This window comes from Rathayibacter agropyri, from assembly GCF_013249015.1.
Lineage (GTDB): Bacteria > Actinomycetota > Actinomycetes > Actinomycetales > Microbacteriaceae > Rathayibacter > Rathayibacter agropyri.
Genome location: NZ_JABRPL010000003.1, coordinates 154,912 through 171,466 on the forward strand (window position 1 = coordinate 154,912; position 16,555 = coordinate 171,466).

The following is a 16,555-nucleotide window of genomic DNA, read 5'->3' on the forward strand; positions in this document are numbered from 1 at the left end:
AACCTACAATCGTCGTGGAACGCGTCGATCTCACGCCGTTCGTCGCCGCGAAGCCCCAGGGGAGTTCGGATGAGGACGACCGGTCTGTACATCGCATTCGCGATCCTTGCAACGGCGGTGAATCTGGGGACGCAGATGCTCGTCGAGCTGGCCCTGGACGGCGACTGGGCGACGGTGATCGCGGTCCTCGCTGGCACCCTGACGGGGGTAGTAACAAAGTACCTCCTTGACAAGCGCTACATCTTCCGACACGAGACGATTGACACGGCGCACGGTGTGCGGACGTTCCTCCTCTACGGGGTGATGAGCGGCGTGACCACGCTCGTCTTCTGGGGCTTCGAGTTCGGCTTCGATCTCTTGTTCCGCACCGACGTCGCCCGCTACACCGGCGCCGTCATCGGCCTCGCCATCGGCTACGCCGCCAAATACCAGCTCGATAAGACCATCACCTTCCGACCGCCGCGAGAGGAGCACGCATGAGCGCCGCCGTGTCCGCCTGGGGCCTGCTCTCGCGCGACGAGCACCGCGTCGTCGCGATCACGAGCGCGGAGCAGGCGCAGGCGGCGCTCGCCCACGGAGACGGCGGCATCGCGCACGGAGTGGGTCGCAGCTATGGCGATGTCGCTCTCAACGGCGGCGGCGTGCTCTGGGACCTCAGCGGCTTCGACCGGCTGCTCGGCTTCGACGAGGAGACCGGCATCCTGCGCGCTGAGCCGGGCGTGCTGCTCAAGGACGTGCAGGCGGTGTTCGCGCCGCGTGGCTGGATGCTCCCCGTCACTCCCGGCACGAAGAACGCGACCCTGGGCGGCGCGATCGCCAACGACGTTCACGGCAAGAATCACGCCTCCGCCGGCACCCTGGGCCGCCACCTCGTCTCGTTCACACTCCTGCGCACCGACGGCTCCTCGACCCGCTGCATCCCCGGGTCCGACCTCTTCGACGCGACCGTGGGCGGCCTCGGCCTCACCGGGCTGATCGTCGAGGTCGAGTTGACGCTCGCGCGAGTGCCCGGGCCGTGGCTCGTCGCCGAGGACGTGCCGTTCCAGACACTCGAGGAGTACCTCGGGCTAGTGAACGAGTCGATGGACGTCTTCGAGCACACAGTGGCGTGGATTGACGTGACCACGGGGGGTGGTCGTCGCGGCGTGTACTCCCGCGCCGACAGCACCGCCGCTCCCGCGCTGCCTCCGCGTCGTGCCGGCTCACTGCGGGTGCCGTTCACGTTCCCCGTCTCGGTGGTCAACCGCGCGACCCTGCCGCTGCTGAACCGCGCCTACTACCGTCTGAAGGCGACCCGCGCCGGCCGTTCTGTGCAGCATTACGAGCAGTTCTACTACCCGCTCGACACAATCGAGGGCTGGAACGGGATGTACGGGCCACGCGGCTTCTACCAGTATCAGAGCGTCGTGCCGTGGGAGGGGGCGCTCGAAACGACCCGCGACATGCTCGCGCTGATCGCAGCCTCGGGCACCGGCTCATTCCTCGGGGTCCTGAAGACGTTCGGCGCACTCGAGTCGCCCGGGATGCTGAGCTTCCCCGCGCCCGGCGTCTGCTTCGCGCTCGACTTCCCGAACACCCCGGCGGCGCTGCCCCTCTTCGAGCGGCTTGACGCGCTGGTGCTAGACGCCGGCGGGCGGCTGTATCCCGCCAAGGATGCGCGGATGTCGCGCGAGATGTTCGAGGCCGGATATCCGCGCCTCGCCGACTTCACCGCCCAGCGCGACCCGGGGATCTCCTCCGGCTTCTCCCGCCGGGTCCTTGGGAGCTGACGTGAGCACTGGAACCCCCTCGAAGATCGTCGTCGTCGGAGCGACCTCCGCTATCGCCGAGCACACCCTCCGCCTGTGGCTGGCTACGGGTGCGCGCTCGGCCTTGCTCGTCGGCCGCGACTCCGCCCGGCTGGAGGCGCTGGCCGCCGACCTTCGTGCGCGGTTCCCCGCCGCGGCGCTCGCGGTCTCAGCCGTCGACCTGACCGATCCGGCGGCGATTTCGGCGGTGGTCGCCTCCTCGCTCAAGGGCGGGGCGCCCGATACCGTGCTGATCGCGCACGGCGCGATGACGTCGCAGGAGGAGGCCTCCGCCGATCTCGCCGTCGCCCGGGACGTACTCATGGTCACCGGCGTTTCTGTGGCGCTGTGGTTGGAGGCGTACGCGAATGCGCTCCCGTCCGGCACGATCGGCGTCCTCGGCTCGGTGGCGGGTGATCGCGGCCGCAAGACGAACTACGTGTACGGATCCGCGAAGGGCCTGGTGGAGCGTTTCGCCCAGGGTCTACAGCACCGGCTCGCCGGTTCGCGCCTCTCGGTGGTGCTGATCAAGCCCGGCCCAACCGATACTCCGATGACCGCGCACATCAAGCAGTCGGGCGGCTCGCTCGCCCCAGTCGAGTCGGTCGCGCGTGACGTGGCGGCGGCCCTCGCTTCCGGGCGTGCCGTCGCCTACGCTCCGGCGAAGTGGCGCGTGATCATGACCGTGATCAAGCTGCTCCCGGCGCCGGTGTTCAACCGCCTGAACATTTGAGGCTTCAAGCGCGTCACGCTCGTCGCGATGACCCTGCTCAGCAGCTCCGAGCGTTCGCAATCAAGGTCAGGAGCGACATCAGCCGCCCGAAAGCCGCGTCCCAGCACTCTCAACCTTGGTGACGAACAGGACGCGTCACGCAGGGGCGCCAATCGTCGAGTCCTCGTACTCCTCCGTGAGACCGTGCGGCGTCTTCTCCCACTTGTGCGGACTGAAAACGATCTGCGGAAAGGCTCGAGCGTCGCTTTTTCGACCAATTTACGACTCTGGTGTTGGGCATGTGTCGCTCAGTCCCACCTCATGGCCTCCCGGGTAGAACAACGGTCCCGTACGTCGAGCGCGACGGATAACGTCTGACCCGTCTCGAGCGAGTCGACTGGGCAGTTCGAGATCGTTCACCGCGCGGCGTTGCTATACTTCGGGCCGATGTATAACAACGTGAGGGCGAGACCCCGATGATCCTCAGTCCCTACACCCCGGGCTCGGTCCCGCCGAAGCTGCCCGGTCGGGCAGACAAGCTGCAGCAGTTCCGCCAGGCGGCACTCCGAGGCGGCAGAACTAGAATCGTTCTTCTTGTCGCGACTGGCTCGTGTTTCTCTCATCCTCGACGGCAGCTGCACTTTCATCAGCAAGCGCCTTCGCAGCCGGCGGCCACCCGTAGACACTCGACTGCACTGCCCCGGCATCTGCAAGAGGCCGCGCAACGTCTCGTCTCAGCTCGCCACGTCTGCCACGAACAAGAGTCCTAACTATGCGTGCAATCACGCCGACACAGAAGAGCAGCCAAAAGACTATGTGCACCACGTCGACCACCCTAGTCGCCGAAAAGCTACTTGACAAGCTGATCCCATCCATGGTTCGCTGCTTGTGCAAGGACGGGGGCGACTCTCGCTGATCAGGTGATGGCATCTTACATCACCAAGGTTGACGTAGTCCATATGCACATTGGGGGGCACATGCGAATTCACATCAGAATGACCGGGGCCGCGATTCTAGCGGTAGCACTCATATTCACGTCTTCGCCGGTACAGGCCACGGGGATGCCGGAGGGATCAGGCAGCGAATCGGTGTCCCAGTATCTCGCAGCGAAGCACGGCGTCGTGATCGCAGACAAGGCGGTACTCAATTCCGAGACTACTGTCGTGTTCGGCGCGAATGGCGAGACGGTTCAGGTCCTCGATAACGGCCCTGCGTATGAGGCCAAGTCCTCACGCGCCACATCGACGCAAGCCGTGAAGTCGGCCGCCGCTGGGTGCAGTTACCGAAATGCTTCGTTTGTCAACGCATCAGGCTGGGTCGATTCAACTAATGGATGTTCCATCATCGGCTTCGACTCGACCGCGCGGTGGGGCTATAACTGGTACCAGGATATGCACGGCTGGAACAGCGGACCGTCGTGTGTCCAGGGACGGGGATACTCAGCAAGCCAGAGCGTCACTATGCCAGTGTGGTACGCGGCAGGTTGCGGTGGCTCCGGCTCGGTACACGCTCTCATCGGTAATCGCGCGACCGTGGCCAAGATTAGGGGGCATGTAAACGCGCCCGGAACGATCGGATACGTCCGCTGGAAGTGAGACGAGCAACTGTGCGGAGGCTGCTTTGCCTGTCGCTCGGCAGCCTCCTTGCTGCCTCTGCGCTGGTCAGCTGCACTTCGCTCGGGAGTGGCAAGGAGGACTTGACGGTCGATGATCTCGAGGGCATCGCGAATAACCCTGCCTGCGTCAACCCGCATACGATAGGGGGCGACCCTGACTACTGGGGCTCCGCAGCGGGATTATACTGCTTACCTGAATCCGGAGCAGGGGTAGTTATCCGTGTGTACGACCGACACGATGCGACTGCCAAGATGATAGACGACTGGTCGGAACTCGTCACGAACGACAATCAGCTCATCTACGGAGATGATTGGTTCGCAACAGGTCCCGCATCAACGCTCAGCACTCTCCTTGGGGAGTTTCGAGCGAGCGGACCGCAAGTAGACATACCGACGGTCGAACAGCCTACCGAGAGCGAAGCGAACATAGCTTTGTGCTCTTCTCTTGTTTACGATGTAACCAGACAAGTTCTGCGCAGTGGCGAGACGGCCGGTCTTCAGCAGTACTTTGACAACTACACGGGCATGCAGGCGCTCGTCAGTTCGGTCGCGTCCAGCTCACTGAGAGACGGCGCAGAAGCGGTTCGAGACAATAATTTACTATTAATTGCCGCACTGACGAAGTATGATGCGCAGATTAAGGGGTTTTGCAGCAGACAAGGTTAGTAACCATTGCTTCGCGTCGCCTCATTGCTTGCATCACTCTGCAGAGGCTCTAGTCGTCGTCTTTTCGCGCCGCCCGGCCAATAAAGTGTACGGATCGTCGAGCGTCGACAGTCGCCCACTCTTCATAACGACGAACTACGAACGCGCCCGCGATGAAACTGTATCCAATCCCTTCCGCGATGTGACTGAGGACCGGGATGGTCGCGAGGATCTGGCTAATGGTAGGGGAGCCGTTCGGCTGGTATGGGGAAATCCAGATCGGCACGATCACACCGAAGATGATCGCTAGTAGTATTCCGATCACGCCGATCCACAACATGGCAGTGGATGATAGTGTCTTGATCATAACTACTCCTCAGTAGCGAGCTTCTATTATGTTCCTTCGGCGGTGTGCTGACGCCGTTGTTCTCGACCGTTGTGCAGGGCGCTCTCCGGGCGGGACCAGGCGTTGCTCCTCACCACTCACGAACTCTCGTGAGAAAGCCATGCGCGGCTGTGCGACACATCATGCAGCATCTCCGGCTACACGATGGGATGCCGGTCCGCCAACTCGGCATCCGTCAGGCAGGGGCGCCAATCGTCGAGTCCTCGTACTCCTCCGTAAGACCGTGCGGCGTCTTCTCCCACTTGTGCGGACTGAAAACGATCTGCCAGGCGGCCCGCCAGGCCGAGATCGAGTGCAGCACCCAGTAGATGGGGTTCAGCAACGCGAAGGCGGCGATGCGCCAGTTGTAGCGCTTCCACGCCGCGATCCCGGACACCACGATCATCAGTGCGTTCGAGAACAGCATGTTCGTGGTGCCCGCGATGATCAGCCACTCCGGAATGTCGAGCCCGAGGAACTGCACCCCGATGTAGGTGACCACCGTGAATCCCAGCACCAGCGGATAGAGCAGGAACGCCACCGGAGTTCCCATGATCAGCGCCACCAGGCTCAGCGAGCCGAGGATGCCGTTGACCTTAAACCAGCGGATCGGATGCCGCGTGTTGACGCCCGCGGTCATCATGTAGCCCTTGATCCAGCGGGTGCGCTGGCGGATCCACGCGGGGACCTCCGCGCACGCCTCCTCCCATGTGTTCGAGTCGACAACGCCCACCCGGTAGCCGTGCGCGGCGACGCGCAGGCCGAGGTCGGCGTCCTCGGTCACGTTGTACGGGTCCCAGGCACCGAGTTTGCGCAGCACACGAGTGTCGAAGTGGTTCGAGGTGCCGCCCAGCGGGATCGGGAGGTGCGACTGGTCGAGGCCAGGCAGCATCGCACCGAACCAGTGGGCGTACTCGACGGCGAACATCCGGGTGAGCACGTTGTAGTCGGCGTTGAAGTAACTCAGCGCGCCCTGCAGGCAGACGAGCTGCTTCTGTGACGGATCGACGAACTCGCGCTCGAACGCGTCCTCGCGGAACAGCCGCACGCACTTGCGGAGCTGGTCGGGGTCCGGCCGGTCCTCGGCGTCGTAGATCACCACGAACTCGCCGCGGGCGAAGCTGAGCCCGTAGTTGCAGGCGCGCGGCTTGGTCTGCGGTCCGCCCGGCGGCACGATGACCATTCGCACATACTCGGGCGGGCTCATCCGCCGCACCGCCGCGATGGTCTCCTCGTCGTCGGCCTCGAGCAGCACGAGGACCTCGAGCTTGGCTTTCGGATAGTCGAGGGCGCCGAGGTTCACCAGCAGCTTGCTGATGATGTTGGCCTCCTTGTACGCCGGGACGAGGATCGTGTAGATCGGCAGCTCGTCGTCGGTCATACGCGGAAGGTGCGCGGGGAGGCCGCGACGGCCGCGCTCGATCGCAACCTCCTCCTCCCACGCCGTCACCGAACTCCGATTCAGCGGCGCGCGCAGACCGGCCAGGGCCTTGAACGCGATGTTCATCAGGAAGAGCAGGTTAGCGGCCGCGAGCACGATCACGAAGGTGAGGCTCGGCGCCAGCACGGCGCCTCCGACCACGATCGCCGCGACGACGAGCGGAGTGACGACCTGCCAGCGGCGTAGGCCCGCTTTCGCCGACTCGTCGCCGCTCTCGACCGCCAGCGCGTCGGCCGCGCCGAACAGCAGCGCCGACCGGCAGGCGCTCTCCACCGCGCGGAAGATGTCCCAGTCGGTGGTGGTGCGTACCGTCACCCGCTCGACGCCGAGCATTGCGCGCGCCTCGGCGAGCACCGCCGGGGTCGGCGGCACGGAGGTGGCGATCACTCCGGTCCCGTCGGGGAGCACCCGCCAGGGCACCCAGCCGGCGTCGACCAGCGTCTCGGCGCCTCCGCGGGCGAGCAGCTCGGCCTCGGGCGGCTCGGCGATCAGGTCGACGATCGGCGCATCCCACTGCTGCGCGAGAGCGTCGTACATCTCGCGGCGGGTGATCGCCGCGTCGAGGATGAGATGCCGGCCTAGCAGCCCGCCCTCCTTGGCCTGGCGGCGCAGCGCGTCATCGAGCTGTTCCCTCGTGATGAGCCCGCGGTCGAGGAGGATCTCGCCGACTCGGCCCGTGCGCGTCTGGGCCATGCTCAGCCTCCCAGCCGCTCGTAGACGACGTAGATGCCCTGCTCGAACACCGGCCGGTAGCGGGTGTCGAAGGTGGAGTCGCGAGTGAGGGAGTCGTAGACGAGGTCGGCGACGCCGGTCTCGCTCAGCTCGGGAGCGTCGGCGGTGGTCACGAAGACCCACTTTGCGTGGGTCGCGGGATCGGCAAGGGCTTCGTCGAAGAGCTCGCCGGTCGAGCGGTTGTAGTACTCGGCCAGCGGAATGCCGATCTCGGGGAGGAGCGCGTTACCCGCGGCGCTCTCATCCATCAGCACGCCCCCGCCGTCGTAGTGCTCACCGAGGAAGCGCGCCGCCGCGGTGGCTCCGGATGCCTCCTTCAACTGCACATAGCCGCTGGCCTCGGCGATGACCGCGTTGCGGTCGAGGTTCTGCGCCCACCAGGCCGTCTGCGCGCCGAGCAGCACAAGCACCAGGCCGAGCGCGCCGACTCCGACCCGCGGAAGGCGCCGCAGCGCATCGACCAGCACGGCTGCGAGCACGGCGAGGAACGGTAGCACCGAGAGGGCATAGCGGTTGTTCCACCAGTTGGTCGGCAGGGTGTGGTCATTGTTCATGTGCGTCTGGCCGAGGTAGAGGCTCAGGAGCGAGAAGGCGTACGAGACGATCATCAGCCAGATCACGAGGGCGTCGTCCGAGATCCCGCGCCGCCAGGCCAGCACGAGCGCCCCCGCGAGCCCGAGCGCGACGGTGACGAGGCCCGAGGTCTCGAGCACTGCCCAGTTGTAGGTCCAGAGCGTCAGACCCGCATTGCCCTGGTAGGCGAGCAGTCCGGCATCCGCGACCGCCTTCTGGAGGTTCGCCGCCGAGTACTGCCCGTTCATGAATTCGAGCGGGTTGGAGTAGACGGCGAAGTTGTAGACGAGCCACCAGACGATGGCGACCAGCGGCAGGATCCCGAACGCGCACGCCATCTTGACCGCGTAGAAGAAGGAGCGCTTGCGCCGCCACGCGACGATCAGCACGACGACGGTCCCGCCGAAGACGAGCACCCAGCCCTCGTAGCGCGAGAGAGTCGCGGCTGCGGCAGGCAGGCCAGAGAACACCATCATTTCGCCCGCGCTCAGGCTGCGGCGGCTGGTCACCCAGTGCGCCAGACCCGAGAAGCAGGCGACCATCGTCACGATGAGCACCGGCTCCGTCATGGCGGTGGAGAAAGAGTAGAGAATACCCGGATTCGCCAGCACGAGCAGGACGGCGGTGATTCGGCCGGCGCGGAGGTGCCCGACGCGTGCCGAGATCCGGTAGACGCCGCACGCGGTGCCGGCCAGGCAGATCATCCCGAGCAGCCCGGCCGCCCAGCCCGTGTGCCAGAGCCAGAGAGACTGCGCGAACGGAATGAGTACGAGGCTCGGGATGGGCAGCCAGACGGTGCCGAGCTGCGTGAATCCGGGAGATTTCGAGTCGATGATGCGCCGCGAGATAGCGAGGTGGCTCTGCGTGTCGGCGTAGGCGAGGTTGATGCCGGAGGACGTGGTGACCAGGCACGCGACGAAGCCGACCAGCAGCGCGACGACCAGCACCACGACCGTGCCGGGCACCTGGCGGCCGGTGACGGGCCGGCCGAGGCTCTCCCACGCCTGCCGCCACCACGGCATCGGCGCGGGCGCGGGGATGCGCCGGTGGGCGGGGGTGGTGAGCGTACCGGTCACGGCGCTCAGTGGGCCGGGCGTCGGTCGTCAGGGGTGGCGGGGTCGATCGGAGTGACGGGGCCGGCCGCGCCGGCAGCCTCGGTCCCCGGGGCCCCAGCCGCGCGCTCCTGCGCATCGACGTAGGCCGCGACGCGACGCGAGCGGCGGCGGCGCAGCAGCCAGCCCAGCAGGATCAGCAGGCCGAGCACGACAACGGCGACGACAAACCAGATCGCGTAGGCGGAGTAGTCGTCCTTGACCTCGGCCTGCGGGGTGATCTCGTTACTGGTGATCTGCACCGGATCGGCATCGGCACTGCCCGAGACGGCCAGGTCGCCCGCGAGCGAGGTCCAGCCCTCGGTGGCGGCCCAGGCGGCGACGGAGGTTTGCAGCTCGGACGAGGACGCGCCGTCCGGGCTCCAGCCCCCGAGGAGGACGACGTCGCGTCCGGCGGCCGTGAACGCCTCGAGCGCCGCGTAGGGCGCCTCGGTGCCGACTCCGTACTCCATGCGGGAGGAGTCGATGGCCGTGAAGGAGGCGAGGCGCAGTGGCGAGCGCAGCGCCTCCGCCTCGTCTGCGCCCGCGCCGACGACGAGGCCCGAGCTGTCGGAGTCGAGGAAGTCGTTGACCGCGACCACCGAGACGGCGAGCGGCCGGGAGTCGACGCGTTGCAGCGCCGTCACCAGGTCGCCCGCGCTGCGTAGCGCGTCGGAGCCGCTCGCCGATCCGCCGAACGCCACAGCGAGTTCGCCGCCGAATGCCTGCGGGAACCGGCCAAAGCCCGGAGCCGCCGACTCGCCGCGGACGCCCGTCACGGTGGAGCCCGCTCCGTCCACGAAGAACTCGATCGGCACGGCGTCGGCCGAGCCGATGCACTGCCCGTTGCCGTCGCGCACGGCCGAGAGCCGCACCGTCAGGCCGTTCGAGGAGGCGAGCTGACCGGTCGGCACCGTGAGCTGCATGTCGACCGCGGTGTCACCGCCGAGCACGGTTGAGCCGATCAGGAAGTCGTTCCAGTACACGTTCGCGGTCGCGGTGATCCCCGCGGGTATCGCGGAATGTGTGCCGACGAGGTGGACCTTAACCGTCGAGACCGGACCGCCGAACGCCGATTGCGTGATCGTGGTGTAGCTGGTCGACGCACCGGCACTGCCGAGCGCGATCCGGTCGGCACCGAAGTCGGCCAGGGTGTGCTCGAGCGAACTCGATGGGATCACCTTCTGCGACAACCCGGTCGTGCTGGCGCTCGACGCGAGGCCGGCAAACTCGCTGCCAAGCGCCGCTCCGGCCGCGGCAAGGTCACCCTCCGCGCCGGTCAGCGTGAGTTCGGGGACTCCGCCGTTCTGCGCGATCCCCGAGACCACGGTGCCCTCGCCCGCAGTGAAGCGGACGACGCGTCCGGTGGCGGCGTCGAGCTGCGGGCGTCCGCCGGTCGCGCCCTCCTCCGAGACCGTGATGCTCGTGCCCGCCGGGTAGCGGGAGGCGAGCGAGGCAGCCGCCGAGAGCCCGGCGGCGCGCAGAGCGTCGCCTGCACCGTCGGGCACCAGGATCGAGACGGCCGACACCGCGTCGGGGAAGAAGCCACCCACGGTGGTCGGGGCGGTTGGAGTGCCATCGCTGAGCACCGCGACGTCGGAGACGGTGAGCGCACGTCCGACCACCTCGCAGAGCGCGCCGGTCGCAGCGGAGGCGCCGGTGAGCTGAAAGCCGATCGCCAGCGCGCCGTCGACCACGTCGCCCTGCTGGATGGGCAGGTCGAGGGTCTGGGCCGAGGCATCGACGGTCTGCACGGTGCGGCCGGCGACAACCACGACGAGCGAGCCCTGCACTGGGGCATCCGTCGCCAGCGAGGCGAGGACGCGGGTCGGAGTGACGCCCTCGGCAATCGGAACGGTCAGGTACTGCAACGGCGCTCCTGCCGTCACGGTGATCGCGGCGTCGGTCGAGGCTCCCTGCACGACCGCTCCTGTCACCGGGTCGACGATGTCGACGGCGGCGGCCGGAGCGGCGGCACCGAGCGCGAGTCCGAGGCACAGCGCCGGCGCCAGGACAGCGGCCAGGAGGCGCCGATGCGGAAGGCGCCAGTGCGGAAAGCGCCAGTGCGGAACACGCCGGTGCAGGAGGGAGGAGGGCATGGGGCTGTCGATCCGATCAGCGGAGGTGAGCATCCGCTGGGACGGGGCTCGGGTGTCGAGATGTCGAACGGTCGCACTGGTCCCCGTCGGTGCATTGGGGAACGCCCGTTCTCGCGTCATTCTAGGGAATGACCGCGATCGATCCGGTCGTGAGCAGACGATACTCGGCCCCCTTCCGGGTGACGGGTCGGCCGTAGAAGTACCCCTGCACATCCGTCACTCCCAGCTCCTTGAGCAGCTCGATCGTCGCCTCGTCCTCGGCGCCCTCGACAATGGCCCGCACCCCGACCGCATCCGCGAAGGACTGCAGAGCGCGCACAAGCTCGCGGGCGTGCACGTTCCCCAGATCCTCGATCAGGCTGCGGTCGAGCTTGAGGATGTCGAGCGGGAAAGTGACGACGGCGGAGGCGGAGGTGCCCCGAGCTCCGTAGTCGTCGAGCGCGATCAGCAGGCCCGCCTCGCGTAACCGCCGCGCCTGCGCACGCAGAGCGTCGTCCGCCGCGTCGAGCGAACGCTCGTTCAGCTCCACGCACAGACGCAACTGCGGGAATCGCCCGGGCAGCTCGGCCAGATAGCCTCCGAGCCGATCGGCACGGAGCTGCTCGAGGTCCACATTCACGCTCATGCACGTCACGGCTGGCGCGGTAGCGCGGAAGCTCTCGGCCGCGCCCATCGCCTGCTCCACAACCTGAACGGTCAGCTCGTCAAGCAGACCGAGATCCCGCACATGCTCGATCAGCAGGGGCGGATCCACGCGCCCGACGACCGGATCCTCGAGGCGCACGAGCGCCTCGAACGCCCAGATGGATCCAGTGCGCACATCGACGATCGGCTGGTACGCGACATCCAGGGTGTGCTCGCGCACGGCCCGCACCGCCGCCTCCCTGATCGGATCGGTGACGACCGACGTGACATCGATCGCGCTCGAGCGCTCCCGGCCGTTTCCGCCGCGGCTGCGCTTGAGCGCGAGCATGCTGCGGTCGGCCTCGATCACGATCAGTGACGGGTCCGGCTCCTCGTGCGCCGAGAACGCCACTCCGCAGCTCAGTACCGGCACCAGCGTGTCGCCCTCGACCACTCCCGCGGTGCTCACCCTCTCGATCAGCGCCTGCGCCTGCGTGCGCGCATCCGTCGCCGAGCGCAGTCCGCGCAGGATGAACACGAACTCGTCGCCGCCGATCCGCGCCGCGAAGCCGCCAACCTCGGCCGTCGCCTCGCCCAGGCGCTTCCCGACCAGGCGCAGCATCTTGTCGCCGACATGGTGGCCACGACCGTCGTTGAGATTCTTGAAGTCGTCGAGATCAAGGAACAGCACCGCGATCCCCTCGAGCGGAGGCCTGTCGCGGTTGGCCTCGGCGAGCGCCGCCCGGAACGCCCGCTGATTGGGCAGGCCGGTCAGCGCATCGCGGTCGACCCAGCGGCGCAGCGACTCCACGTCGTCGCGGGCGCGCAGCGTGTCGGCGCCCATGTGCGCGAGGGCGTCGAGGACCCGCTCTTCCTCGATCCCGAATGGCACGGCACTAACGCGCTTGGAGGCAACGACGTGGCGAATGCGGCCGTCGGGCAGCAGCATTTCCGAGCCGATTTCGGTCCCGGAAGCGGGCTCGTCGCGCATGACGATGTCGTCGGCCTCGATGCTCGTGCGGGCGTGCGCGAGGAGCGTGCTCTCGGCCTGGGCGACGCCTCCCCAGGGCAGCTCGAGCGCGGCGTCGAGCACCCCGGCCAGGCGGCGGCGGACGCGGTACACCTCCAGCCGCTTGGCGACGCTGAACACCAGGGCCGCGACGACGAGCACCACGATCGGGCTCTGCTCGAGCGACGGATCCACCGCCATCGCCGGAACAACCGTGCGGTCGAGGAAGCGGATCACGACCGCGAGCAGCCACAGGATCCCGAAGTAGAGCGCCACTCGGCGCAGCACCAGCGCGTCGAACCCGGGCGTCCAGTCCATGCTCCACCGCCCGCGCTGACGGAGCAGATCGACGCTGAGCATGATCAGGAGGAACATGGCGGTCGCGGGGAGCAGCGCGAGCGGAGCGGGCACCAGCGTCTCCAGCGCGGCGAGCACCTGCATGTGGGCAAGCGCGGCGAGGGAGCCAAGGCCGGTCACATAGCCGCCGACCGCGACGTTGCGGGTCTGCACGAGCTGTGTGATGAGGGTCGCCGCGGTCAGGATGCCCAGGAGCCGCAGCGGATCGGCGCCGGGCGCCACGATCACCAGGAGGGTGACGCTCAGGCCGGCGGTCGGCATCCCGGAGCGGCGGCCAAGAGGGATGCGCAGAGCGGCGGTGAGAGCCACGGCCGTGCCGAACGCAATGACGAACGACCAGCTCACCGGCGGATCGATGATCAGCAGCGCCGTCGCTCGCGCGATCACCGCGAGAGCGAACAGCCCGAGCAGGCCCGCGATCGCGACGTCGAGGAGCCCCAGTCCATGCGAACGCTGCATGTCTGCATGCTAGGCGCCCGAGTCCAGATCGCGCGCTCCTTCCGCCCGAGCGGCACCCCCGGGCTGATCGAGGACCGTGCGGCTCGGATCCCCCGCCCCACGAGCACTCGCGCACCGGGCTTCGACCGCCAGCCACACCCCCATCCGCGACCACTCGGCCCCCGCTGCACGAGCCGCTTCGCGGCTCCTCGATCACCCTGCGGGGCCCTAGCTCTGGGACGGTTCGGGCAGGGCACGCCGTGAGACCCGCCCCCGCCGACGATCGCTACCGCGGCAACACCCCCGTCCGGAGGGGTGCGCTCGCCACTCCCGCGGTCGACTGTAAGCGCATGCCCCTTTTCGCAGAAATGACCGCTGAGCTCACCCGCCGCGGTCTCTTCGCCACTCCCCTCAGCGCGACGCTCGTCTCCCCCACCTCCGATGACCCGCTCCTCCGCTCCGACATTGGCTCCGCCCGGGGCGTCGCCGGTCTCGACGCCAGCTCGCTCGTTCCCGTCGCGCAGCTTCCGGAGGCAGTGCGTACCGACTCCGGCGAGCGCCCCGTCGCCAAGGGCGAACTGGTCTACAACGTGCAGGATTTCGGCGCGACCGGTGACGGCAGCACGGACGACCTGCCCGCGATCAACGCCACGATCAACGCCGCAGTCGCGTCCTTCGGCGGCGTCGTCTACTTCCCGCGGGGCATCTACCGCATCGCCGGCTCGATCGGCCGGGCAACGGGCCTGGCGAGTATCGCGTTTCGCGGCGCGGGCGAACTCTCGACCCGCATCCGCTCGCTCACGAACGCACCGGTCGTCTCGGGCGCCTTCACCTCGTGCCGCCTGGACAATCTGATCCTCGACGCGGACGGCCGCGGCGCCCCCTGCATCTCGGCGCACCTCGACAAGACCGTGCTCGACTCCCTCCAGCTCTACGGCTGGACCGGATTCGGCATGCGCCTGAACGACGGCACGTTTGGCGACCTCGGCCTGCTCAACCGCATCCAGCGCTGCAGCATCGACCAGTGCACCGGCACCGGCATCTGGGCGAGCTACCGGATGATCGACTCCTGGATCGTCGAGAACAACGTCGGAGCGAGCGAGGCCGACATCTCGGTCGAGGGCGGCCCGCTGCGCATCCTCGGCAACCACCTCGACGGATCGCCGCAGGTCAACATCGAGCTGCGCGGCAACCGGCGGATCACGATCGCGAACAACATCATGGAGGGAGCCCGGCGCCAGTCCCTCGTCTACACGATGCCGCCGTGGCTGAGCGAGGACCTCGCGCAGGTCCAGGTCGTCGGCAACGCGATCAGCAACGGAGGCAAGGCCGCGGCGAACACGTACCCGGCGATCCAGATCCTGGGCGTCTCGCCGACCGCGCGCACGGTCGGGTTCAGCATCACCGGCAACATCTTCGCCTGCGAGGACCAGGGCGCGGGCTGGACCCACTGCGTCGAAGCGGTCAATGCCCGGGCCGTCTCGGTGCTCGGCAACCAGTGGGCGACGGGCCACATGAACGTGAACCCAGTCCGCGCCGTCGGCAGCACGGCCTACGAGGTCATCGGCAACCACGGCGACAACGCGGTCAAGACGACCTAGGCCACCCCCCTTCGCCGCCCTCCGTCACCCGCCGCCGGCGTCCCACCCAGGGAACCCCGGACCGTTGAGGGTCCCTGAGCAGGGGCCGGGGGCGGGCAGGGGCGGTAGCGTCGTGCGGTGACCTCCGACCTCGACCGCAGCATCCTGCGGCTCGCGGTGCCGGCGCTCGGGGCGCTCGTCGCCGAGCCGCTGTTCCTGCTGACCGACTCCGCTCTCGTGGGCCATCTGGGCGCGGTGCCGCTGGCGGGGCTCGCTCTCGGCGGCGCCGTGCTCCAGACCATCGTCGGGCTGATGGTGTTCCTCGCCTACAGCACGACCCCGCGGGTCGGGCGGGCGCTCGGCGAGGGCGACGAGCGCCGCGCGGTCGCCGCGGGGATCGACGGTGGCTGGCTGGCCCTGCTACTCGGAGCAGTCATCGCCCTCGTCGGCGCTCTCACCGCTCCCGCCGTCATCGCGCTCTTCCCAGCGGAACCGGCGGTCGCCGAGGCCGGCACGCACTACCTCGCGGTGAGCATGGCCGGGATCCCCGCCATGCTCGGCGTGTTCGCCCTCACCGGTCTGCTCCGCGGCTTCCAAGACACCCGCACACCGCTCGTGATCGCGGCCGGCGGATTCGCGCTGAACGCCGCACTGAACGCCCTGCTCATCTATCCAGCCGGCCTGGGGATAACCGGATCGGCGCTGGGAACGGTGATCGCCCAGTGGGCAATGCTCGCGGCCTACGCGGGAGTCGCACTGCGCCTCGCGCGGAGGGTCGGCGCGCCGCTGCGCCCCCACCTTGCGGGCCTCGCCTCCTCTGCCGGCTCAGGCGGGTGGATGCTGCTGCGCACCGCGAGTCTGCGCGCGGCGATCCTGCTCGCCGTGGCGATCGCCACCTCCCTCGGTGCGGAGGAACTCGGCGCGTTTCAGGTGGCGATGACGCTGTTCTCGACGGTGGCCTTCGCGCTCGACGCGGTGGCAATCGCCGCGCAGGCGCTGCTCGGCAGGCTCCTCGGTGAGGGCGACCACGAGCGGGCTCGCGCGGTCACGAAACGCTGCGTGACCTGGGGAATTGGCACGGGAGTTGCGCTCGGCGCCGTCGTCGTCTCGCTGAGCGGTGTCCTGCCGTCAATCTTCTCTAGCGATCCGGAGGTGCTGCGCCTGCTGCCAGCGGCCATCGCGGTGGTCGGCCTGACGGCTCCGCTCGGCGGCTTCGTCTTCGTGCTTGACGGAGTGCTGATCGGCGCCGGTGACGGCCGCTACCTCGCGCTCAGCGGCCTGGTGAACCTCGCCGTCTTCGCACCGCTGGCACTGCTCGCACCGGCCGCGCCGACCGAATCGCGGCTGCTGGCGCTGTGGCTCGCCTTCGCCGTGGGCTACCTCGGCGCTCGGGCGCTGACGCTCGGACTCCGGGTTCGCAGCGACGTCTGGCTCCGCTGACCCTGCGCGAGGCTGTGGATGATCCTG

General features: G+C 68.1%; 12 protein-coding genes. 7 read left to right on the forward strand and 5 right to left on the reverse strand.

Annotated features, from left to right (window positions below; genetic code table 11):
* Positions 1-69 precede the first annotated feature (69 nt).
* The 5 genes from HRF29_RS09460 to HRF29_RS09480 all read left to right on the forward strand — a co-directional run bounded on the left by HRF29_RS09460 (position 70) and on the right by HRF29_RS09480 (position 4,780).
* Positions 70-480 (forward strand): GtrA family protein, encoded by a 411-nt coding sequence (locus HRF29_RS09460; protein ID WP_173248157.1) that lies wholly within the window; start codon positions 70-72, stop codon positions 478-480.
* On the forward strand, positions 477-1,769 hold the full coding sequence (locus HRF29_RS09465; protein WP_173248159.1) for an FAD-binding oxidoreductase: 1,293 nt from the start codon (positions 477-479) through the stop codon (positions 1,767-1,769). The genes HRF29_RS09460 and HRF29_RS09465 overlap by 4 nt, the downstream gene beginning before the upstream one ends.
* A 1-nt stretch (position 1,770) precedes the next feature.
* A complete protein-coding gene (locus HRF29_RS09470) occupies positions 1,771-2,520 on the forward strand; it encodes an SDR family NAD(P)-dependent oxidoreductase (protein ID WP_222929634.1) in 750 nt (249 codons plus the stop codon).
* A gap of 902 nt (positions 2,521-3,422) precedes the next feature.
* A complete protein-coding gene (locus HRF29_RS09475; protein WP_173248163.1) occupies positions 3,423-4,094 on the forward strand; it encodes a hypothetical protein in 672 nt (223 codons plus the stop codon).
* Positions 4,095-4,195: 101 nt separating this feature from the next.
* Positions 4,196-4,780 carry a hypothetical protein gene (locus HRF29_RS09480; protein WP_173248165.1) on the forward strand — a complete coding sequence of 195 codons (585 nt, stop codon included), beginning with the start codon at positions 4,196-4,198 and terminating at the stop codon, positions 4,778-4,780.
* Between the two features lie 49 nt (positions 4,781-4,829).
* Here the strand turns inward: HRF29_RS09480 and HRF29_RS09485 are convergent, their stop codons facing one another.
* The 5 genes from HRF29_RS09485 to HRF29_RS09505 all read right to left on the reverse strand — a co-directional run bounded on the left by HRF29_RS09485 (position 4,830) and on the right by HRF29_RS09505 (position 13,529).
* On the reverse strand, positions 4,830-5,126 hold the full coding sequence (locus tag HRF29_RS09485) for a hypothetical protein (protein WP_173248167.1): 297 nt from the start codon (positions 5,124-5,126) through the stop codon (positions 4,830-4,832).
* 214 nt (positions 5,127-5,340) lie between these two features.
* Positions 5,341-7,278 (reverse strand): glycosyltransferase, encoded by a 1,938-nt coding sequence (locus HRF29_RS09490; protein WP_173248169.1) that lies wholly within the window; start codon positions 7,276-7,278, stop codon positions 5,341-5,343.
* A gap of 2 nt (positions 7,279-7,280) precedes the next feature.
* Complete coding sequence (locus tag HRF29_RS09495; protein ID WP_173248171.1) at positions 7,281-8,966, reverse strand: ArnT family glycosyltransferase; 1,686 nt, start codon at positions 8,964-8,966, stop codon at positions 7,281-7,283.
* Between the two features lie 5 nt (positions 8,967-8,971).
* A complete protein-coding gene (locus tag HRF29_RS09500) occupies positions 8,972-11,080 on the reverse strand; it encodes a hypothetical protein (RefSeq protein ID WP_173248174.1) in 2,109 nt (702 codons plus the stop codon).
* A gap of 121 nt (positions 11,081-11,201) precedes the next feature.
* Positions 11,202-13,529 carry a bifunctional diguanylate cyclase/phosphodiesterase gene (locus tag HRF29_RS09505; protein WP_173248176.1) on the reverse strand — a complete coding sequence of 776 codons (2,328 nt, stop codon included), beginning with the start codon at positions 13,527-13,529 and terminating at the stop codon, positions 11,202-11,204.
* Positions 13,530-13,858: 329 nt separating this feature from the next.
* On the opposite strand from HRF29_RS09505, the gene HRF29_RS09510 reads away from it, so the two are divergent.
* Both HRF29_RS09510 and HRF29_RS09515 read left to right on the forward strand, forming a co-directional pair.
* Positions 13,859-15,109, forward strand: a complete 1,251-nt coding sequence (locus tag HRF29_RS09510) for a glycosyl hydrolase family 28-related protein (RefSeq protein WP_173248178.1) — start codon at positions 13,859-13,861, stop codon at positions 15,107-15,109.
* A gap of 117 nt (positions 15,110-15,226) precedes the next feature.
* Complete coding sequence (locus HRF29_RS09515; protein ID WP_343043708.1) at positions 15,227-16,528, forward strand: MATE family efflux transporter; 1,302 nt, start codon at positions 15,227-15,229, stop codon at positions 16,526-16,528.
* Positions 16,529-16,555 lie beyond the last annotated feature (27 nt).

Coding starts and splice junctions, on each gene's coding strand:
- HRF29_RS09460 (WP_173248157.1), top strand. CDS start 70: ATGAGGACGACCGGTCTGTACATCGCATTCGCGATCCTTGCAACGGCG.
- HRF29_RS09465 (WP_173248159.1), top strand. CDS start 477: ATGAGCGCCGCCGTGTCCGCCTGGGGCCTGCTCTCGCGCGACGAGCAC.
- HRF29_RS09475 (WP_173248163.1), top strand. CDS start 3,423: ATGGCATCTTACATCACCAAGGTTGACGTAGTCCATATGCACATTGGG.
- HRF29_RS09485 (WP_173248167.1), bottom strand. CDS start 5,126: ATGATCAAGACACTATCATCCACTGCCATGTTGTGGATCGGCGTGATC.
- HRF29_RS09490 (WP_173248169.1), bottom strand. CDS start 7,278: ATGGCCCAGACGCGCACGGGCCGAGTCGGCGAGATCCTCCTCGACCGC.
- HRF29_RS09500 (WP_173248174.1), bottom strand. CDS start 11,080: ATGCCCTCCTCCCTCCTGCACCGGCGTGTTCCGCACTGGCGCTTTCCG.
- HRF29_RS09505 (WP_173248176.1), bottom strand. CDS start 13,529: ATGCAGCGTTCGCATGGACTGGGGCTCCTCGACGTCGCGATCGCGGGC.
- HRF29_RS09510 (WP_173248178.1), top strand. CDS start 13,859: ATGCCCCTTTTCGCAGAAATGACCGCTGAGCTCACCCGCCGCGGTCTC.